At 58.1% G+C, this 19,934-nt stretch carries 16 protein-coding genes; 5 read left to right on the forward strand and 11 right to left on the reverse strand.

From position 1 onward, the window contains the following. The first annotated feature begins 860 nt into the window (after positions 1-860). Positions 861-1,166 (forward strand): DUF3467 domain-containing protein, encoded by a 306-nt coding sequence (locus ACTO3O_RS07640; RefSeq protein ID WP_294594616.1) that lies wholly within the window; start codon positions 861-863, stop codon positions 1,164-1,166. A gap of 81 nt (positions 1,167-1,247) precedes the next feature. Here the strand turns inward: ACTO3O_RS07640 and ACTO3O_RS07645 are convergent, their stop codons facing one another. The 4 genes from ACTO3O_RS07645 to folK all read right to left on the reverse strand — a co-directional run bounded on the left by ACTO3O_RS07645 (position 1,248) and on the right by folK (position 5,042). Beyond that, positions 1,248-2,222 (reverse strand): hypothetical protein, encoded by a 975-nt coding sequence (locus ACTO3O_RS07645; protein WP_297832395.1) that lies wholly within the window; start codon positions 2,220-2,222, stop codon positions 1,248-1,250. Between the two features lie 8 nt (positions 2,223-2,230). Next, on the reverse strand, positions 2,231-3,775 hold the full coding sequence (locus ACTO3O_RS07650; protein ID WP_294594617.1) for an Rne/Rng family ribonuclease: 1,545 nt from the start codon (positions 3,773-3,775) through the stop codon (positions 2,231-2,233). A gap of 380 nt (positions 3,776-4,155) precedes the next feature. Next, positions 4,156-4,449: an HU family DNA-binding protein gene (locus ACTO3O_RS07655; protein WP_294594619.1), complete on the reverse strand. Its 294-nt coding sequence runs from the start codon at positions 4,447-4,449 to the stop codon at positions 4,156-4,158. 89 nt (positions 4,450-4,538) lie between these two features. After that, a complete protein-coding gene (gene folK / locus ACTO3O_RS07660) occupies positions 4,539-5,042 on the reverse strand; it encodes a 2-amino-4-hydroxy-6-hydroxymethyldihydropteridine diphosphokinase (RefSeq protein ID WP_297832391.1) in 504 nt (167 codons plus the stop codon). A gap of 124 nt (positions 5,043-5,166) precedes the next feature. On the opposite strand from folK, the gene ACTO3O_RS07665 reads away from it, so the two are divergent. Continuing rightward, complete coding sequence (locus tag ACTO3O_RS07665) at positions 5,167-5,319, forward strand: hypothetical protein (RefSeq protein ID WP_297832388.1); 153 nt, start codon at positions 5,167-5,169, stop codon at positions 5,317-5,319. 141 nt (positions 5,320-5,460) lie between these two features. Further along, positions 5,461-5,607: a hypothetical protein gene (locus ACTO3O_RS07670; RefSeq protein ID WP_297832385.1), complete on the forward strand. Its 147-nt coding sequence runs from the start codon at positions 5,461-5,463 to the stop codon at positions 5,605-5,607. Positions 5,608-6,805: 1,198 nt separating this feature from the next. Here ACTO3O_RS07670 and ACTO3O_RS07675 read toward each other — a convergent pair. After that, the gene (locus tag ACTO3O_RS07675; protein ID WP_297625257.1) at positions 6,806-7,627 is read right to left on the reverse strand and encodes an HAD family hydrolase; all 822 of its coding nucleotides are present in this window, start codon (positions 7,625-7,627) and stop codon (positions 6,806-6,808) included. Between the two features lie 1,289 nt (positions 7,628-8,916). Further along, positions 8,917-11,304, reverse strand: coding sequence for a penicillin-binding protein 1A (locus ACTO3O_RS07680; protein ID WP_297830706.1), 2,388 nt, complete (start codon positions 11,302-11,304; stop codon positions 8,917-8,919). Between the two features lie 20 nt (positions 11,305-11,324). Here ACTO3O_RS07680 and ACTO3O_RS07685 point away from each other — a divergent pair, with 20 nt between their 5' ends. Continuing rightward, complete coding sequence (locus tag ACTO3O_RS07685) at positions 11,325-11,573, forward strand: hypothetical protein (RefSeq protein ID WP_298081080.1); 249 nt, start codon at positions 11,325-11,327, stop codon at positions 11,571-11,573. Positions 11,574-12,579: 1,006 nt separating this feature from the next. Here the strand turns inward: ACTO3O_RS07685 and ACTO3O_RS07690 are convergent. From ACTO3O_RS07690 to ACTO3O_RS07710, 5 genes are all read right to left on the reverse strand, one after another. Next, positions 12,580-13,377, reverse strand: coding sequence for a thymidylate synthase (locus ACTO3O_RS07690; RefSeq protein ID WP_297830703.1), 798 nt, complete (start codon positions 13,375-13,377; stop codon positions 12,580-12,582). 55 nt (positions 13,378-13,432) lie between these two features. After that, the gene (locus ACTO3O_RS07695; protein WP_297830702.1) at positions 13,433-15,259 is read right to left on the reverse strand and encodes a (Fe-S)-binding protein; all 1,827 of its coding nucleotides are present in this window, start codon (positions 15,257-15,259) and stop codon (positions 13,433-13,435) included. A 479-nt stretch (positions 15,260-15,738) separates the two neighbouring features. Further along, entirely contained in the window at positions 15,739-16,743 is a 1,005-nt protein-coding gene (locus tag ACTO3O_RS07700; protein ID WP_297830700.1) for an FAD-dependent oxidoreductase, read from the reverse strand. Between the two features lie 20 nt (positions 16,744-16,763). Continuing rightward, on the reverse strand, positions 16,764-17,819 hold the full coding sequence (locus ACTO3O_RS07705) for a CoB--CoM heterodisulfide reductase iron-sulfur subunit B family protein (protein WP_297830698.1): 1,056 nt from the start codon (positions 17,817-17,819) through the stop codon (positions 16,764-16,766). A 330-nt stretch (positions 17,820-18,149) separates the two neighbouring features. Then, entirely contained in the window at positions 18,150-18,842 is a 693-nt protein-coding gene (locus ACTO3O_RS07710; RefSeq protein ID WP_297628394.1) for a 4Fe-4S dicluster domain-containing protein, read from the reverse strand. 107 nt (positions 18,843-18,949) lie between these two features. On the opposite strand from ACTO3O_RS07710, the gene ACTO3O_RS07715 reads away from it, so the two are divergent. After that, positions 18,950-19,180: a hypothetical protein gene (locus ACTO3O_RS07715; protein WP_297830695.1), complete on the forward strand. Its 231-nt coding sequence runs from the start codon at positions 18,950-18,952 to the stop codon at positions 19,178-19,180. The last annotated feature ends 754 nt before the right edge of the window (positions 19,181-19,934 follow it).

Genomic DNA, 19,934 nt, shown 5'->3' on the forward strand with positions numbered 1-19,934 from the left:
CTCTGCGAGTCGCAGAAGTTCGGCCAACAGTTCAGCCCAACTAACTCACGGCCCAAAGGACTGCCCCGTGTCGGCATCATTGCGGCTCCGCTGTCGCTCCGTCACGTTTTCATGCGCCGTTCTTTGTCCGCGCGCTGGCGGAAATCTTATTCAAACGCGAACAACGCGTTTGAATGATTTCCTACTCCAGCAGTCGCGCGCGGATGAGTTTTGTCCCGCCTGAAACTGCCCTGCGCGGGCGGCGGACGGCTAATAAGGCAAAGACAACCCTAACAAAACGCCCGATGGGCGCACCGGCGGGACGGAGCGATACTGCGTATCGCTTAATCTGCTCAGCCCAATTCTTCGATGCGCGCCTTGCGCGATTCATTCTCTTTTGGCTAACCGCCAAAAGAGTTGAATCGCTTCTTTAGGAGGGGCGCGCGGTCTGAGCTTTGTCCCGCCTCAAACTGTTCTCTTTGTTCACAAAGAGAACCAGAAAAACTTTAGACGGATGCTTACGCATCCTCAAACTGCCGACGGCCCAACCCAGTTCGCGCGCCTGGGGAAATCTTGTCAAAACACGCAAGCGAGTTTTGACGATTTCCCTCCTAAAGCGTGGCGCGCGGGCCGAGCTTTAGCCCGTCTAAAACTGGCCTCGGACCGCGCGGGCCACACTTAGTAAGGCAGAAATAACCCTAACAAAATACCCTATGGGTGCGGGGACGGGAAATGCTTACGCATTTCCACTGGCAGCCTCTACCCCAATAACGCGCGGCCCCTCGGTCGCGTGTGGAAGAATTGTTGAAAAAACTCCCCAAAAAGAGGCACGAACAGCCTCTTTTTTCGGCTATCTTTGCCCTCGACAAAGAAAGCTATCTATGACCGAACAAAAAGTAGAACTGGATATTGAACTGAACGAAGAGGTGGCGCAGGGTACGTATGCCAATCTGGCGGTGATCTCGCATTCGACGTCGGAGTTCGTGCTGGACTTTATCCGCATGATGCCGGGAATGCCGAAGGCGCAGGTCAAAAGCCGGGTGATTCTCACGCCGGAACATGCGAAACGGCTGCTCCTGTCGCTCCAGGAGAATGTGGCGCGGTATGAAAGTATCGTGGGGAAGATCGAGATGCACACGCCGGATACGCCGCCGATCAATGGGTTCGGGAATAACTCGTATTGCTGACCTCTCGGAGACCGAACCGTAAAACAGCGGGCGGCGCGAAAAAAAATCGCGCCGCCCGCTTCCGTTTCACACAAACCAGAATCAGACAAACCGATAGCCGCACAACATCCCTGAGGCGGTCAGCCACAGCGTCCGATGATCTGAAAGTTTTCTTTCAAGATAATACTGACTGGGCTCAATCGGCATCCCATTCAACTCCGGGATAACCTCCGCTTCGAGCCGCCATGTCTCTCCGTCAAAAGCCAGAACAAAAAAACGCCTGTAAAAACCCTCGTATCCCCCATCGAAAAGCAACCGCTGTCCATCCGGAGTCACCGCGAAAGCTTCGCTATCCCGCACCTCGACAATGCCGCGCAACGACGAAACGATCACCTCGTTTCGATCCTGTAGAAAGTCCCGCAGCATGATCTCCCCGTCCTTATAGAACCACAGCCTGCCCTGGGTGTCCTGACTGATCGCATCGCATTCACTGCACGGGTTTTCCTGATAATCCCCCACACTCCACACATTCCGTCCATCCGACCGCCAAGCAGTCAAGCCTGTCCAACCAATCGGGTGCGACTCATCTGTTTCTCCTCCCCAACCATAGTTTCCCCACACTCCCTCGTCGAAATAACTTGTAACGATCGTCCCGTCTTTCAGCACTAAGCATTGTTCGATCCCGTCGCCGAAACAATAATCCCGTCTGACCGTTCCGTCCCGACCTATCAACAATCCATTCCGTTCCGGATCGCCGTCGTTATACCAGCACCGACACCATACTAACAAAAAATCGTCGCCCAGTGCAGAAACCCAACAATACTCTGTCCGATAGCCGTCCCCGAGATCATACACCTGCTTCCCTATACACCGCCCCGCCTCCCAATCGATATCGAGTACCGCTACCAGATAAGAATACAAGTCCTTGGAATTCCAGTCCTTGAACAACAGATAGACTCGCCCGTCGTTCGCCCCCACTGCATAATCGCACAAAGCTTCGTGCGTAAACCGCGCCCCCGCCACAATCTCCTCCAACGACATCATCTCGAACAACGGCAACGACTCTTTTCTCAACATCTTTCGTTTCAGATGGCGTCTCCCAGGGCGTTGTAGAACTTGTATTCGATCATCCCGAGAGAGTCGTTCGGTATCACTTTGATCACTGCGCCGTATTTCACGCACCACTTGGCGCGCTTGCTGAACAGACCGCCCCGATTGATATAGGCGGCTACGTACGGATGGACGTGAACGGTCAGCAGTTTGTAGTGCTTCTCTTTGGCGTAATAGGCGATCTGGTTCTCGATCTGGGCGTCGAGCAGCACGGAGGGCGCGATCTCGCCTGTCCCGTGGCAGGTGGGGCACTTCTCGTTGATGACGATCTGGGTCTCGGGACGCACCCGCTGCCGGGTGATCTGCATCAGGCCGAACTTCGTCAAGGGTAGGATGTTGTGCTTGGCCCGGTCGGTGGACATCGCTTTGCGCATCGCTTCTAACACGGCGTTCCGGTTCTGGGCGGTGTGCAGGTCGATGAAGTCGATCACGATAATCCCACCCATATCTTTCAACCGCAGCTGACGCGCAATCTCTGGCACGGCGTTCAGGTTGCACTCCAGGGCGTTGGCTTCCTGGGTCTCGTCGCTCTTGGCGCGCTTGCCGCTGTTGACGTCGATGACGTGCAGCGCTTCGGTGTGCTCCACAATCAAGTATGCGCCCCGCTTGAACACCACTGTCCGTCCGAAGAGCTGTTTGATCTGTTTGGTGATGTCGAACTGGTCGAAGATGGGGATGTTCCCTTTGTAGAGTTTGACGATCTTCTCGGCTTCGGGCTCGATGGCGGAGATGTATTCCTTCACTTCGTGGAAGATCTGTTCGTTGTCTACGTGGATGTGGGTGAAGGAGTCGTTGAGCAAATCTCGCAGGATGGTGGTGGTCCGGCTCTCTTCGCCCAGGAGCAGGTAAGGGGGCTGGGCGTGTTGCAAGGCGGACAGCGCTCCTTCCCATTTCGAGATGAGGTGGGTGATGTCGGCTTCGATATCTTCGGCGGATTTCCCTTCGGCGGCGGTGCGCACGATGGCGCCGTAGTTCCGGGGCAGGATCCCCTCTACGATCCCTTTGAGGCGCTTTTTCTCTTCGTTGGAGCGTATCTTCTGCGAGATGTGCACTTTGTTGGAGAGGGGGATCAGCACGAGGTGCCGTCCGGCGATGGAGATATCGCTGGTGACGCGGGGCCCTTTGGTCGAAATGGGCTCTTTGGCGATCTGGACGATAATATGCTGGCCGTTGTTGAGCACGCCGGCGATTTTCCCCTCTTTCCCGAGGTCGTTCTGCACTTTGATGGAGGAGAAGTCGATCTTCTGGTGGCGGCCGTTCACGTGTTTGACGAGGTCGTTCAGGGAGTGGAAGGCGGGGCCGAGGTCGAGGTAGTGCAGAAAGGCGTCTTTCTGGTATCCCACATCGACGAAGGCGGCGTTGAGTCCGCCCATCACTTTGTGCACTTTACCGAGGTAGATGTCGCCGACGGTGAAGGAGCTTTTGGTCTTCTCGCGGTTGAGTTCGACGAGTTGCCCGTCTTCGAGGAGGGCGATCTCGATCTCGCTGCCGGTCGAGTGGATGACTAACTCTTTTGTCATGTCGTTTGTCGTATATATATGATAAACGGTTCGTCCGGCCGTTTGGTATCCGGAGGGTGCCGGAGGCGGGGCGGAGGAGCCGGGGTGGGTCGAAAAAACGAAACCTAAAGACCGCCGCGCTGAATAGTCCGGGGACTTTAGGTTTTCGAGTGTCGGTCTTCGCCGGGGAAGAGGACGCGGGAAAGGAGAGCGGCTCGGGGCCGGTCTGTCCGTATGCGTGAGGGTTCTTCCCGGGCAAAAGGGAGGATCTACCTACTTTTTCTTTTTATGACGGTTCTTGCGAAGCCGTTTTTTGCGCTTGTGGGTAGATATTTTGTGCCGTTTTCTTTTTTTTCCGCTTGGCATAACTACTGTGGATTAAGGTTTGACAATCGGGTTAATTATTTCTTGGCGATGGATTTGGCTTTCACTTCCCCGGCAAAGGTTTTGGAGGGTTTGAAGGCCGGAATGTTGTGCGCCGGAATGGTGATGGTGGTGTTCTTGGAGATATTGCGGGCCACTTTCTGGGCGCGCCGTTTGATGATAAAGCTGCCGAAACCGCGCAGGTAGACGTTATTGCCTGCCATCATGGAGTCTTTGATATTTTCCATGAAAGATTCCACAACTTGCTGCACCTGTACTTTTTCGATACCGGTACTTTTTGCGATTTCGCCTACGATATCCGCTTTTGTCATGACGAGTGTCGTTTTATTTATTTGTATGATTATGATTCGATTACGTTCGAAACGGATTGCAAATATAGAGTAAATTATCGAGATTCGTTCTACAAAAGTGAATTTAATAGCTCTTGGAGGCTGATTTTCAGAAGGGGATGCAGGAAGTCGGGGCAGATTTCGGCGGCGGGGCGGAGGACGAAGTGCCGCCGGGGGATCTGTGGGTGGGGGATGGTGAGGCGCGGGGTGTCGAGGATGAGGGTGTCGTAGAAGAGGATGTCGAGGTCGATGGGGCGCGACTGGTAGAGGCGTTGTCCGTCGGGGGTATACTCGGGGAGGTGGGCGGGGCGGCCGAGGCGGTGTTCGATTTGCTGGAGGGTGTCGAGCAGGCGGAGGGGGCTGGCGGTGGTCTGGAGGAGGAGGACTTGGTTCAGGAAGGGGTTCACGGGTCGGGTGTCGGAAAAGGTGCCCCAGGGTTCGGTCTGGTATTCGCGGGAGGCGAGGAGGATCGGGCCGAGGGTCTCGGCGATCTGTTGCCGGGCGGCGGCGAGCAGTCTCTCGGGTTCGTCGGCGTTGCTGCCGAGGGAGAGCAGGGCGCGATGGGGGTGGGTCATGGTTTCGTGAAGGATTTTGTTTCGTGAAGGATTTTGAAGAAGGGGGAAGACAGCGGACTGGCCTGGCTTTTGTGTACCGGTTCGCCGCGCCCCGGGCTACCGTCTGTGGGAGGCGGGCTCGTTATTGGGTGCGGGCAACTACGGGTACAGTTGGTCGTATACGCCGGTGACGGGCGGTGTCACGGTGCGGTATTTGGACTTCTACATGCAGGAGCTCCGCCACAGCTACGCGCACAATCGCGGCCATGGTTTTCAGTTGCGCTGCCTCTCGGAATAAACGGACGCACAGCGTCTTTTACTACCAGCCTCTACCCCAACTTGAAACTGAGGCGGCCTGATTGTTTAGGGTAGAGGCGGCCAGCTTTTGAGGGCCGAGCGGCACGCCCCGGGCAACCGCTACTCGAGCTCGGGCGCACCGGTGAGCGTCGGCAATAGCGGGTTCAGTTGGTCTTCCGCCACGAGCGGCAGCGGCGGCCTGGACTTGGGTTTCTATTCGCAGAGCCTCAGCACCAGCTACTCGGACTTCCGAGCCAACGGTTTTCAGTTGCGGTGCCTCTTGGAATAAACGCCGCGGGCCCGCGGGGGGCAATGGGCTGGAACTACCCCAAGGGGCAGCCTCTACCCGACTGTAATTTAATTCCGGCGGCCGGAGCCAGCGGGGGCAAAACGAGCTCAGCAAGTTGCGGCCCTACGCCGGGGTGGCCCGGCCCGAGCGACTCTTTGGGTCGCAAAAGCAGTGCCTTGTTCACCGCCCAGTCTATCGGTTTCGGCCTGTCACCCATCCCCCCGAGCGGCTTCGCCGCTGGGCGACAAGGCCGGCGGTTCGGAGAACCGCAAGAGCACGGCCTCTTTACACTATGAGGTTCGTCCTCGGCGCGCCCCCCACGCGCCGCTAAAGCGTCGCCCTCGCCGAGGACGGCGATTCCCTTCGGAATCGCGCTATTCGCTCTCGCCCCAAATTCCAGCCCAAAGCAAAGCCCAGCTCTCCGCCCCGTGTCAGCCTCACTGCGGCTCCGCTTTCGCTCCGCCGGTGCCGCTCGGCACTCGAAAGATGGGCGTGTCTGCTCCTAAACGTCGCCCGCTGGGATTTCACCTCGATTTTGCTAACGCAAAACGAGTGAAATCCCTTTTTAAGCGGGCGGGCGACGGAAGTTTTCGTGGGTGAGCACGTTTTTTCGCGCGCCTTGCGCGATTCATCTATATTCGGCTCACGCCGAAATAGTTGAATCGCTTCTTTAGGCGGGGCGCGCATCTTTGGCTACAGGAGGGTACTGCCCTTACGCCGGGCGGGCGCACCCTTCGGGTGTTTTACTGGCCGCCTCTACCCAACAACTAATGGCAGCCTCTACCCCTGTTCTTTGTCCGCGCGCTGGCGGAAATCTTATTCAAACGCGAAACACGCGTTTGAATAATTTCCTACTTCAGCGGTCGCGCGCGGGTCGAGTTTTGTTCGCGCGCCGGGAAAATCTTATCAAAACGTGCCAGCACATTTTGACGATTTCCCTCTTTAAGCGGCGGCGCGCGGGAGAACTTTGTCCCGTCTGAAACTGGCCTCGGGCCGGCCGGGCCCCACGTCCCGTGGACAGGAAATGCTTACGCATTTCCACTACCAGCCTCAGCCCAACCCTTTTTCCGCGCGCCTTGGGAAATCTTGTCAAAACACGCAAGCGAGTTTTGACGATTTCCCTCCTAAGGCAGGGCCGCGCGCGGTTGCTGAAAAATAATAAAGGTCAACTGCTCTACTCGGGACCAAATGATCAGGCTCACAGTTCCAGGCGCTTCAAGCGATCGTCGGCGGCGACTTTGTCGACGATCGCTTTCACGACTTCGTCCAGCCGGCTGCCCGGCGAATAGTCTGCCGGGGCGACGAAATTCACCCGATGCTCCTGAACCAGCTGACGAAGGGAGTGTCCCACTTCCCGATCGGCCGGATTATATACCGCAATGGCGTGCCCCTGCTTCTCTTTCACGAGCCGCATGCACGGAATGTCGGTCGTCCCGTCGCCGATATAGATCATATGGGTAAACGGTACGGGACGTTGTTCTTCAGGCTGATAGCGGTTCACGGCTTTGGAGTCGTATACGCTGTCGATCCCTTTGCTGATCTTGAAGATGAATTGTGTCTTGTTCGTATAGTTGACTGCCACGCCCGGCCAATAGGCCACTCCGTCTACCGAATAGAGAAACGAGCTGGCGAAAATCTTCCGGAAGTGTTTGGCGATGGATGTTCCTTCGATCATTTCGCGCAGCCCGGAGGAGTTGATGTAATGTTCGACCCGAATCCCTTTGGATTGTCCGTAGCGGTTGATGCGCGCGAACCATCCTTCAACTCCTTCGTAAAGCTGGACTTTCCGCCCGGATTCGGCAAAAGCTTCGCGACGCAGCGAAACGCCGCTCACGGTGGCTTGCCGGATCATTTCGTTCATGTAGGTCAGGATCGGGTCGGCGTCGTTCACTTCGGCCACGCGGTTGCAGTTGTCCCAAAACTCGCGGTTGTCTTTCCCGATGGCGGGGATAAAGTCGTATTCCTGCATGTTCCCCGGAGAGAGGGTGCCGTCGAAGTCGTAAATCAGTGCGAGTACCATACCTTTCTGCTCGATTTTCACAAAGATAGGGATTTACGCGCATATTTTCATGGGTGTCGCCAGTGGTTTGAACCGAACGTGAAGAGTCCGAGGTGCGCTCGCTCCGGCCCCGGGCTTCCGCAGCAGTGCCTCGGGCGCGCTGTACTACATCGGCAGCAACGGTTACGGGTGGTCTTCAACGGTCTGCGACACCCTTGGCATGAACTTTTGTTTTGCGGTGACGTGGCTCGATCTTTCCGGAACGAACCACCGCGGCTACGGTTTTCAGTTGCGTTGCCTCTCGGAATAAACAGGCCGCGTGCCCGCGGAGGGCAATGGGCTGGAACTACCCTAACAACTGGCAGCCTCTACCCCATTTGCACTCCTGCGACTCGCAGAGTCGCGCGGGCCGGACGCCTCCCCATCGGGAGGCCCGCAACGTTCGCAAGCTCACTGCGAGCTCCCGGGCGTCCGACCCTTAATATTTACTCTCGACTAAAGTGAGCCGGGCGCCCAGGAGGTACGGCAACTCTCGACGCGCGAGCGGCGTGTTGCGGGCCGCCCGTGGGCAGGCGGCCGGCCCGCACGACCCAAAGGGTCGCAGGAGCACAGCCCAAAACTCGCCCCTATTCTTCGCCCCGTGTCAGCCTCACTGCGGCTCCGCTGTCGCTCCGCCACTTTTTCCGTCGCCCGCTGGGATTTCATCTCGATTTTGCTCATCGCAAAACGAGCGAAATCCCTCTTTAAGCGGGCGGGCGACGTTTTTTCGCACCACTCTTTTTTCGCGCGCCTGCGCGATTTGAGGGTACTGCCCTCGGGTCGGGCGGGCCCCACGTCCTGTGGACGGGAAATGCTGACGCATTTCAACTGCCAGCCTCTACCCCCGTTCTTTGGCCGCGCGCTGGCGGAAATCTTATTCAAACGCAGATCATGCGTTTGAATGATTTCCTACTTCAGCGATCGCGCGCGGGTCGAGCTTTGACCCGCCTAAAACTGTTCTCGTTGTTCACAAAGAGAACCAAAGAAACTTTCAAGGATGCTAACGCATCCTCAAGCTGCCGACGGCCCAAAAAGGCGTGGCGCTCGTCTTTGGCTACAGGAGGGTACTGCGCTCAGGCCGCGCGGGCCCCACGTCCTGTGGACGGGAAATGCTGACGCATTTCAACTGCCAGCCTCTACCCCTATGCAACGCGGGCAGCCTCGACCCAATTCCTCGCACCGCTCTTTGTTCACGTGCTTCGCAAAACAAAGCGGCAAGTCCTTATGTGGACTTGCCGCCAATGCTAAAACAATAACGTTACAAAAAATGTCTACTGGAAGAATTCGTCGCCTCCCGACTCTCCCGTTGCCGTAGCGCCTGGTGTCGAAATCGCCTGCTTCGGATCGCAATCGTACCGAACGACGCCGATCGGCTCCATAAAACGGTCGTTCATGCTTATGCCCAACGATTTGTCCGCATAAACTTTCTTCATGAATATCCCGAAAATCGGTAAGGCAACCCGGGAACCGTCTGCGCCGCTCATCAAGTGTGTCGCCGGGTCTTCGCCGCCGACCCAGGTGCCGGCCACCACATGCGGTGTCACGCCCATAAACCAGGCATCCGCACTGTTGTTGGTCGTCCCTGTCTTGCCGCCGATATCGCCCCGAAGGTTGAACTGATAACCCAACCGACCCGCAGTACCTGCCGTCACGACCCGCTTGAGCATGTCGAGCATCGTATAGGCCGTCTGCTCGCTGATCGCGTCGTAGGTCTGCGGTGAGAACGAGGCCAGGACATTCCCCTGTTTATCTTCGATGCGGGTGACGAAGATCGGTTCGGTGTGCACTCCCCGATTGGCAAAGGTGCTGAAAGCGCCGGCCATCTCGAAAACCGAGACCTGCGGCGTGCCCAAACACAAGGCATAAACCGGGTCGATATAGCTGTGGACGCCGATTTTATGGATCATATCGGCCACGGCCTGCGGCTGGGCCTGTTTCATGATCCAGGCCGAGTAGTTGTTCCGGCTGTTGGCCAGCCCCCAATACAAGGGACGCAACTCTCCTTCCTGCGGCACATTGCCGGCCTCTTTCGGTGACCAGGGACCGGTCGAGGCTTCGATGGTCACCGGAGAGTTGGGCACCAGCGTACAGGGGTTGTACCCGAGCATGTCGAAGGCGAAGGTGTAGATGAACGGTTTGATGGTGGAACCGACTTGTCGTTTCCCCTGTCGCACCATGTCGTACTTGAAGTTCCGGAAGTTAGTCCCTCCGACGTAGGCCGTGACGTAGCCGGTGGCGGGATCCATCGACATGAAACCGGCCCGAAGGAACGATTTCATGTGCAGGATCGAGTCTTTGGGCGAAAGCACGGTGTCGCGATCTCCGGCGTAGGTGAAGACGGTCATCGGGATCGGTTTCTCGAAGGCGGCCAGGATGCGTTCGTCGCTCATCCCGTTCCGTTTCATGGCCATCCCCCGGTCGCTCTGGAGAATCGCCCGGTGGACGATCTTGGTCTCTTCCTTTTTGTTGATGTTGTAGAAGATGGTTTTATAGCCTTTGCGCTGCTTTTCGAACTGGGGCTGGATGGTCTTCACCATATGTTCCCGGACGGCCTCTTCGGCGTACTTCTGCATCCGGGAGTTGATGGTGGTGTAGAGTTTCAGGCCGTCTTTGTAGAGGTTGTACGGGGTGCCGTCGGCTTTGGTGTTCTTGTTGCACCAGCCGTAGAGGGGGTCGTTCTGCCAGCGTTCGAGTTCGGTCTGATAGTCCCAGTCGGTGAGGTATTGTTTCCGTTTGGGTTCGGTGGCGGTCATATACTGCCGCAGCATTTCGCGGAAGTAAGTGGCGATTCCTTCGTTATGGGAGACGGGGTGGTAGTCGAGCCGGATGGGTTCGGCGGTCAGCCGGCGCACGTCGGCGTCGCTGAGGAAGCCGGCGCTGCCCATTCGTTCGAGAACGGTATTCCGCCGCTTCCATGCCCGCTCAGGATTCCGCACGGGGCTGTACCGGCTCGGGGCGTTGACCACGCCCACCAACATAGCTGCCTCCTCGGGAGCCAGTTCGGCCGGGGTCTTGTTGAAAAAGGTGGCGGAGGCGGATTTGATCCCGAAGGCGTTCGACCCGTACTCGACGGTGTTGAGGTACATGGCCACGATCTCTTCCTTGGTGTAGTTGTGTTCGAGCATCACGGCGGTGATCCACTCTTTGAGTTTGGCGATCACGAGTTTGCCGGCTTTCGCGAGCCCGGAGCTATGGACGGTATCGCGGGGATAGAGGTTCTTGGCGAGCTGTTGGCTGATGGTGGAGCCGCCGCCTTGTCCGCGGTCGCCGAGCAGGACGGTCTTGAAGCCCACGCGGGCGAGGCCTTTGAAGTCGATGCCGGAGTGGCTGTAAAACCGGGCGTCTTCGGTGGCGACGAGGGCGGCGACCAGGTTGGGGGAGAGGTCGCCGTAATCGACGTAGGAGCGGTTCTCGATGAAAAAGCTCCCGAGATTCTTACCGTCGGCGGAGATGATTTCGGTGGCGAGGTTGCTCCGGGGGTTTTCGAGTTCTTCGAAGGTGGGGAGTTTGCCGAACACGCCGAAGCCGATCATCAGCAGGAGGGTGCCGAGGATCAGAACGGGGGTGGCGAGGATGCTCCAAAAGATGAGGGTGATCTTCCGCCGATGGGCGGGATCCTGGACGTAATTGCGTATCTTGAGGTAGGTCTTGTTGGCCATAAAATCCTGAGAATAACTCGTTGCGTGATTGCAAAGATACGATTTTTAATCGTCGGTGCTGCGGTCGGACAGGAGGGAACCCCGCCCCGGGCCAACGCACCGATTATGCGGGCGGGTTGTATGGCGCAGGGTATCTCGGTTACTGTTGGTCGTCTTTCACCGGCTCTGCCGTGGGCTGCATTCTTCTGAATTTCGGCGTGGAGTGGCTCCATACCAGCAGTGGGGGTAACCGCGATTACGGTTTCCAGTTGCGGTGCCTCTCGGAATAAACAGAGGGAGGTGTGCCTGCGACGAGCAATGTAGGGAGGCAACGGTCTGTTCTTGGGATGGAGGCTTTAGGGCAGAGACGGCCATTAAAACGCCCGGTGGGCGCGCCCCGGGCTGCCGCTACGGCATTAACACGGATGCTTCGAGCTTCGTCGGGTGCAGCGGATATAGCTGGTCGTCCACATGCGATGCTTTGGCGGCCAAATTCGTAGATTACACGGCGATGGGACTTAATCCGGGCAATTCGCATCCTCGCACCTTCGGTTTTCAGTTGCGTTGCCTCTCGGAATAAACGCCGCGGGCCCGCGGGGGGCAATGGGCTGGAACTACCCTAACAACTGGCAGCCTCTACCCTATTTCAATTTGACTTTACGGTCGGACGCCCGGGAGGTACAACAACTCTCGACGCGGAGCGGCGTGTTGCGGGCCTCCCGTTGGAAGGCCTCCGGCCCGCGCGACTCTACGAGTCGCAAAAGCAATAATACCCAAAGCACGGCCAAAAGTTCAGTCCAATTCTGTCGGTTTCGGGCTGCGCCCTCCTCGGGTGGACCGAAGGCCCAGCGCGCAAGCCCGGCGATTCTACGAACCGCAAAAGCTCGGCCAACGGCGCGGCCCGGCGCAGCGGGAAAACCGGAAACGGTTTTCCCGCCCGAAGAACAAGCACGGCCCAAAGCTCACTCCAGTTCTCTGCCCTGTGTCAGCCTCACTGCGGCTCCGCTATCGCTCCGCCGGTGCCGCTCGGCACTCGAAAGCTAGGCGTATCTACTCCTAAACGTCGCCCGCGGCAATTCTTGCCGGATTGGCCAAATGCCAACCGGCAGAATATGCCCTTTAAGCGGGCGGGCGCGGTTAGGCTAAGAAGGAATAGTAACGGCCGCGCGCCATGACGCGAACGCGTCGGCCAAGCGGGCCCCACGTCCCGTGGACGGGAAATGCTTACGCATTTCTACTGCCAGCCTCTACCCCAACAACGCGCAGCAACCCACGGTCTCTCAAATCCCGGCGACCCTACACGGCGATCGGGGCCTTAATGGATGGCCACGGGTCGTAGCCTTCCAACGAGAAATCTTCGTAAGAAAATCCGAAAATATCCCGGACGGCCGGATTGATTCGCATCGTCGGCAACGGACGCGGCGTCCGGCTCAGCTGGGTCTCCACCTGCTCCAGATGATTCAGATAGATGTGCGCATCGCCCAACGTATGGATAAACTCGCCCGGTTCGAGCCCCGTCACCTGAGCCATCATCAGCGTCAGAAGGGCATACGAGGCGATGTTGAACGGCACGCCGAGAAACAGGTCGGCTGACCGCTGATAGAGCTGACACGACAGCCGCCCGTCGGCCACGTAAAACTGGAACAAAGCATGGCAAGGCGGCAAAGCCATGGTCGGAATGTCGGCCACGTTCCATGCCGAAACGATGTGCCGACGGCTGTCGGGATTGTGCCGCAGCGAATCGACGACCTGAGCGATCTGGTCGATGTGTTCACCGGAAGGGGTCGGCCAGCTCCGCCACTGGTAGCCGTAGACATGTCCGAGGTCGCCCGTCGCCGGGTCGGCCCACTCGTCCCAAATCGTCACCCCGTTGTCATTGAGGTACTTGATATTGGTATCGCCGCGCAGGAACCACAGCAGTTCGTGGATGATCGACCGCAAGTGCAGCTTTTTCGTCGTCAGGCACGGAAATCCCTGGCTCAGGTCGAACCGCATCTGATAGCCGAATAGGCTGACGGTGCCGGTGCCGGTTCGGTCGCTCTTGCACGTGCCGTGGTCGCGCACGTGGCGCAACAGGTCCAAATATTGTTGCATAGGATGTTCGATTCTCTCTCGGTTGCGGTGCAAATTAACGAAATTATCCCGACTCTCAAACCGCTTCGGCCACCACTTCGGCGATGTCGGCCACCCGCACCCGATCGTTGCCGGCTGCACGCTGAAGCGATTTTTTGCACTGGGGACAGCTCGTCACGATGGTTTCGGCACCGGTCGCCGTCAGGTTCCGCACAACGGTCGCCCCGATCCGGGTCTGCGCGGCCGTGTCCAGGGTCAGATTGGCGAGGCTGCCGCCGCAACAGTGCACGCGGTCTTTTTTGAGGCTCTCGGCGTTGGTCAGGGTCGCGACGTGAGAGAGCACATACCGCGGTTCGGCATAAATCCCCCGCAACTCGCACGGGTCGTGATAGACATACGAGGATTGCACGACCGAAGTCTTGAGCCGCCCTCCGGCAATCAGCTCGGCGATATACTGGGTGTGGTGCAGAACGCGTATCCCCATATTTTTCAGCTCTTTATACTCTTGCGTAAAGCTCTTATAGCAGATGGGGCAGCCGGTCACGAGGGTCGTAATCCCGTGGCGGCGGAACAGTTCGGTATTATACTGCTGCATCTTTTCCGCTGCCGGAAGGTTGCCGCTCAGCCGCATCGGACGGCCGCAGCAGACTCCGCCGTTTTTGTCGGCCCACCAGACGTCAACACCTGCGGCGGCGAAGATCTTCTCCATCGACCGCATCACGCCGGGGGTGAGCTGGGTCATGCAGCCGGCGAAAAAGCCGACGCGGCCCTCTCCTTCCGAGCGGTCGGGGGCGGAGGCGAGAAATTCGTACCGGGGGGCATCGTACAAGGAGCTCTGACGGGCAAAACCGACACGGCTGCTCAACCGCAAGGTTCCCTGGTCGATCCCCACGGGACAGGCTTCGGCGCACCGGCCGCACATCAGGCAGGTGTCGGCCACTTGCGAGGTCAGGTGTCCGTACCGCCGGTCGCGCAGGAAATAGGCGGCCTGAATGTGATTGATGTTCAAGTCCGAAGCGATGGGACAGGGGTCAAGGCATATCCCGCACCGGGAGCAGGCTTGTATCTGGAAGTGGTCGAAGCTGCTCCCTTCGGGCTTTGACTGCACTTTGTAGGTGCGCAGGAAGATCAGCGGTATCTCTGTGAAGATGTGCATGTACCGCGAGTAAGGCATGGAGACGAAAAAGAGGCCGAGCACGATGGAGTAGGCCCACCAGGCGGGATACTCCATGGCGGAAAGCATGCCCATCGGCACTACGGAAGCGAGCATATCGCCTGTCCCGCCGGTGAAGAAGCTGCCGCTGTCGTGCACGCCGCAGGTGACGGATTCGGCCAGATAACGCAGGGGGAAGATCAACCAAAGAGAGGCGAGGGCGATCCGGTCGAAGGGGGTGTGTTTAGTGGTGCGCCGCATCCCCATCATTCGAGAATAGACCCGCTTACCCCACGCCAACGCCACGCCGCACAGCACGAATATCAACAGGCAGTCCATCAACAGGGCGTAGTTGAAGTGTCGCACGTAGCTGGCGGGTTCTTCGGGGAAGAAGTACCGGAAAAAGACGTGGACGTGGGGCGGATTCACGGCGTCGTGGATGTAGGTGGAGGTCTCTAACTTCCCGACGACGATCAACAGGAACCATCCCAGGGCCAAACTCATGTGCATGAAGCCGAGCATGGGGTTGGTCTTCCATATCTTCCGGTGAATGAGGCATTCCAAGAGGACTTCTTTCGTCGCTTTGAGGCTCTTGGCGCTGAAAAAGTTATGCCGAACAAGGGCTTTGTCTTCTTGCGGAAGCTTGACGAACCATTTGCCCCATTTCCAAAGGATGGCGCCGAATAACCATACGACGCCGAGGGTAAAGGGGATGACAAAGGGATCGAAATACCAGGGGGAACCGGCCATAATATGCACTATGTATTTTATCTATTCATTTATCTGTGTCTACCCGCAGGGAACTGCCGCTTGTTGGCTTCGCGTTGCCTTCGGCTTCCTCATGCTACCTCGGCAAAGCCCGCAAGCGGTCTCTGCCCTCGGTACGCTACTCGGTTCCTCCTCGCCGCTCGGTAATTTGCAAACTGCGTTTGCATTACGCTCGCTGGCAGCGTCGGTTGAAAGAAAGCGACGCAAAGAACTTTTAGTTAGCTACGCTACTCCTTAGGCTCCGCAATCCTCAATCTCTGCGATTACTTTTGGGTCGGGGCAACGGCGCGCTTAATGAGAGTTAAACCCTATGCGCGCCGTTTGCTCCCGGCCCAAAGAAAGTCCGAGAGTTGGGCTGCCGGCAGCTTTAGGATGCGTTAGCATCCTCCAAAAGTCTTTTGGGTACCTTTTCTTCAGAAAAGGTACGGTTCCATACGGGGCAAAAAACAATAAACGAACGATTATTCCATCAGATCGTGTTTGATTCGGCGAGCCGCCGCGATTGCCTCGTTCAGCGTCTCGCCGATCGTCTTCGGCCCCGTCGCCGTACCCGCCAGGTAGACACCCCGCTGCGCACTCAGCACCGTACCCGTATAAGGGTTCTGCGGCGCGAAAAAGCCGTTCGCCTGCGTCGGAAGCCCCAGCGAACCGCAACACGACGGTGCACGCATCCCCACCAACAACACCAGCATGTCCACCGTCATCCGCAACGGACGCCCCACCAACGTGTCCTCGACCTTGAGCTGGATGCGTTTGTCGAGCGTCTCGCCCGCCTCCGAAATCCGGCCCCGGATATAGGTCACGCCGTGTTCGACCTGCGATTTCCGGTACAGCTCCTCGTAGCCGTTGCCGAAAGCTCGCAAATCCATGTAAAAATTGGTCACCTGCACCCCCGGCACCGCCTCGGTCAGCTCGATCGCCTGCTTGATGCCCGTGATGCAACACACTTTAGAGCAGTGGAACTGTCCCACTTTCTCGTCCCGCGAGCCTACGCAGTGCAGTATCGCGACCCGTTCGGGCGCCTCGCCGCTGCGCATCGCGACCCGTCCCGTGCGGAACATCCGTTCGAGTTCGGCCGAGGTGACGACGTTTTCGTACATCCCGTAGCCGTACTCCTCCTTGAGCCGCGCGTCGAACAGGTCGAAGCCCGTCGCCACCACCGCGGCGCGCCCTTCATACCGTTCGCCGTCTGCGGTCACTGCGGTCACGCCGCTTGCATCGGAGGTCAGGGAGGCGATTTCGCACCCGATCTTCGTTTCGATCTCCTGCACGGCCGCCGAAAGTTCGTCGATCACCTCCCGGGCGGGCAACTGGGTGGGAAAAAGCCGATCCCAATCGGCTACGTGGCCTCCCAACGAGGAGGAACGTTCGAGAATCAACGGCGAAAAACCCTCTTCGCGCAAAACTGCGGCGGCTTGCATCCCCGCGATGCCGCCGCCGATCACCAATATGCGTTCCTGTGCCATAGGCTGGTTTGTGTGGTCGTTTATAAGGTGGTGGAATTGTAGGCTTCGGTCGATAAGGGCTGGCCGATGAATTTGCCGTTCTTGCCCAGATATTTGGCCGAGGGGTCGTACTCGACGCCCAGTTTGTCCAGCAGGGGCTCGACAGGCACCTGGTGCATCTGAAAGCCCAGGTCCCACGGGTCGATCCCCATCACGAGGCCGGCCATCTCTTCGTAGGTGAGGACGGGGATGGCATACCGGCTGCCGGTCATGGCGTTGAGGGTGAATTGCCACCGGTCGAGAAACATGGCGCAGCCGGGACAATTGGCGACGATAAAGTCGGGGTGATACGGGGCCATGGATTCGAGTTTCTTCTGGGAGTTGGCGACGGAATAGCCGCGGTTGGCCTGCACGAGGTAGTTCCGAAAGCCGAATCCGCAGCAGTGGCGCCGTTCGGGGTAGTCTACGGAGGTGCCGCCCCAGGACTCGACCATGCCGGCCAACACGTAAGGAAACTCGGCTCCGCCGATCCCTTTCTTGGGAAAAACTTTGGCGTAGTGGCAGCCGATGTGGTCGACGACTTTGAGGGGTTCGCCGGTCTCGGCATTCACCAACTGCCGCACGCCTTTGGCGGCGATCTGTTCGCGCACGTGGAACATCAAATCGGAGGTGTGAACCAAGGTCTTGGGTTTCCGAAATTCGCGGCCGGTGGCTTTGAAGAGGTTCTCGCGGGCTTTTTCTTCCAATTCGGGAAAGTGGTGCCACATGTCGAGCACTTCGCTATAGATCCCGAAGGAGGTGATGCACGAGGCGACGTAGTTCTCGTAGCCGCACTCGGTCATCAGGGCGAACTGACGGGCTACGATGGCCATGGTGGTCTCCAGGGGCACGACGTCGGAGTGGTAGCCGATGCCGGTACAGGTGGTGTGCCGGGGGTCTTCGATGATGTCCATCCCGAGGTCGTTCCGCAGGATATCGAGAAAGGCTTTCTCGGAGCCGGGAAAGAAGTTCTGCCGAATGCAGCTCCGGGCGTAATAATAATGATCGTCGGCGATCTCTTTGCTGTATTCCTGCCAGTTGGCGAATCTATATTGCATCTCTCATGTTTTATCGTTTGTTTGCCGTGTCTACCCGCAGGGAACTGCCGCTTTTTGTAAAAAGCGGCACCAAAAACTTTTATGATAGCTACGCTACGCCTTAGGCTCCGCAGTCCTCATTATCTGTGGTTCCTTTTGGGTCGGGGTTGTAGCGCGCTTAATGCGAGCTAAACCCCATGCGCGCTACAACTCCCGGCCCAAAGAAGAGTCCGAGAACCGGGCCGCCGGCAGCTTTAGGATGCGAAGCATCCGTCGAAAGTCTTTTTGGTTCTTTTTCTTCAGAAAAAGAACAGTTCGAGGCGGGACAAGGAACGAGAAAAGAACGATCAATCACAAGGTGTGATGACCGCTGTTGAACGTATAGACATAGTTCAGGTATTCCTCCTCATCCATCCCCAATTCCGCCGCCTTTCGCATCGAACAGCGCTCGATGTTTTCGAGAAACTCCGTGCCGCCGCTCACATCGAAAATGCGGCGAAACTCCGCCAGGCTCTCCGGATCGATCGCACGAGCCGGACCCGGCCCCGCTTTTTTGTAATTGTCCGTGAACCGGGCGAAAAGGTCGTCGTCGTGGTCGTGCACCCACGCCCACACCGGGCCCTGCTCCGGGTGCATCCGCGGCGCGACACGCGTCGGATGAACGCAATACCCCAACTCCATCATATTCTGCCCCAACAGCCTCCCCAAGGCATACTGCTGGCGTCCTTTTTCGGACTCGGTGAAAAAGCCGTATTTCTGGGACAACCGCCGCAAGGCCTGAATCACATAAGCCGGCGTATTCCCCCGCGGACACCGCGGACGGCACGACATACATTCGCCGCAGTACCAGATGGTATCGCTTTTCATCAAGGCTTCGATGCTGGCATCGTCGCGGGCCTGCACGTCGTCGACGATCTGCCGCGGGTCGTAGTTGTAGTACTCCGCCGCGGGACAAACCGCTGTGCAGGCTCCGCAATTCATACAGGCGTTCAGCCCCTCGCGGAAGCGGTGATCCTGCATCAGTTCGTCGAAATATTTTCCCATGGATAGAGTCGGTGTCGATTACCGGTAAACAAAAGTACATCGGGCGATAAGATCGTCGGATAGTCTTATCACCTATTTTAGATGGGTATTTATACGTAAATCCCTGTTTGGATCCACAGGGCCTGAATGAGGGTCGCTCGGCCGCCCCGGGCTTCCGCGACGCGGGGAACAATGGGCGACCGGGTGTGCTGGGCCACATCGGCAACAATGGTTACAGCTGGTCGTCCGGGGGCAGCGGGATCAATGGCTTATTTTTGCATTTCGCGGCGCAGTATCTCGACCCCTGCGATACGAGTCCTCGTGGCCATGGTCTTCAGTTGCGTTGCCTCTCGGAATAAACGGGGACGCTCGGCACGCGAAAGCTATCCGGGTCTACCCTATCTGTGGATTGACTTTATGCGGCCGGGGCCAGCGGGGGCTGCATGAGCATAGCGAGGTTGCGGCCCTACGCCGGGGGTGGCGCCGGCCCGAGCGACCCTTTGGGTCGCTAAAGCAGTGCCTTGTTCACCGCCCAGTCTATCGGTTTCGGCCTGGCGCCCATCCCCCCGAGCGGCAAAGCCGCTGGGCGACAAGGTCGGCGATTCGGAGAACCGCAAAAGCTCGGCCCATTCGTCCTCGGTTTTAGCAGTTCGCCGCCAGCGGGGACGCAACGAGCTCCGTCGAGTTGCAGTCCGCCGCATGGGGTGGCGGCGAACTGCGCGGCTCAAAGAGCCGCAGAAGTTCAGCCCAGTTCTCTGCCCCGTGTCAGCATCACTACGGCTCCGCTGTCGCTCCGCCGCGTGCCGTCGCTCGCTGGGATTTCATCTCGATTTTGCTCACCGCAAAACGAGTGAAATTCCTCTTTAAGCGGGCGGGTGACGGATTTTTCGTGCAGGATCGAGTTTTTTCGCGCGCCGTTCTTTGTCCGCGCGCCTTGCGCGATTCAGCTATATTCGGCTACCGCCGAAATAGTTGAATCGCTTCTTCAGGCGTGGCGCGCGTCGTCCTACAGGAGGGTACTGCCCTTACGCCGGGCGGGCGCACCCTTCGGGTGGTTTACTGGCCGCCTCTACCCCCGTTCTTCGTCCGCGCGCTGGCGAGCTTTATTCGCGC

This window comes from Rikenella sp., from assembly GCF_056799795.1.

Bases quoted from the DNA above. Each gene is read 5' to 3' on its own strand.
- ACTO3O_RS07695 (WP_297830702.1), bottom strand. From the start codon at position 15,259: ATGGCCGGTTCCCCCTGGTATTTCGATCCCTTTGTCATCCCCTTTACC.
- ACTO3O_RS07680 (WP_297830706.1), bottom strand. From the start codon at position 11,304: ATGGCCAACAAGACCTACCTCAAGATACGCAATTACGTCCAGGATCCC.
- ACTO3O_RS07690 (WP_297830703.1), bottom strand. From the start codon at position 13,377: ATGCAACAATATTTGGACCTGTTGCGCCACGTGCGCGACCACGGCACG.
- ACTO3O_RS07650 (WP_294594617.1), bottom strand. From the start codon at position 3,775: ATGACAAAAGAGTTAGTCATCCACTCGACCGGCAGCGAGATCGAGATC.
- ACTO3O_RS07710 (WP_297628394.1), bottom strand. From the start codon at position 18,842: ATGGGAAAATATTTCGACGAACTGATGCAGGATCACCGCTTCCGCGAG.
- ACTO3O_RS07655 (WP_294594619.1), bottom strand. From the start codon at position 4,449: ATGACAAAAGCGGATATCGTAGGCGAAATCGCAAAAAGTACCGGTATC.
- ACTO3O_RS07700 (WP_297830700.1), bottom strand. From the start codon at position 16,743: ATGGCACAGGAACGCATATTGGTGATCGGCGGCGGCATCGCGGGGATG.
- ACTO3O_RS07675 (WP_297625257.1), bottom strand. From the start codon at position 7,627: ATGGTACTCGCACTGATTTACGACTTCGACGGCACCCTCTCTCCGGGG.
- ACTO3O_RS07640 (WP_294594616.1), top strand. From the start codon at position 861: ATGACCGAACAAAAAGTAGAACTGGATATTGAACTGAACGAAGAGGTG.
- ACTO3O_RS07645 (WP_297832395.1), bottom strand. From the start codon at position 2,222: ATGTTGAGAAAAGAGTCGTTGCCGTTGTTCGAGATGATGTCGTTGGAG.
- ACTO3O_RS07705 (WP_297830698.1), bottom strand. From the start codon at position 17,819: ATGCAATATAGATTCGCCAACTGGCAGGAATACAGCAAAGAGATCGCC.
- folK (WP_297832391.1), bottom strand. From the start codon at position 5,042: ATGACCCACCCCCATCGCGCCCTGCTCTCCCTCGGCAGCAACGCCGAC.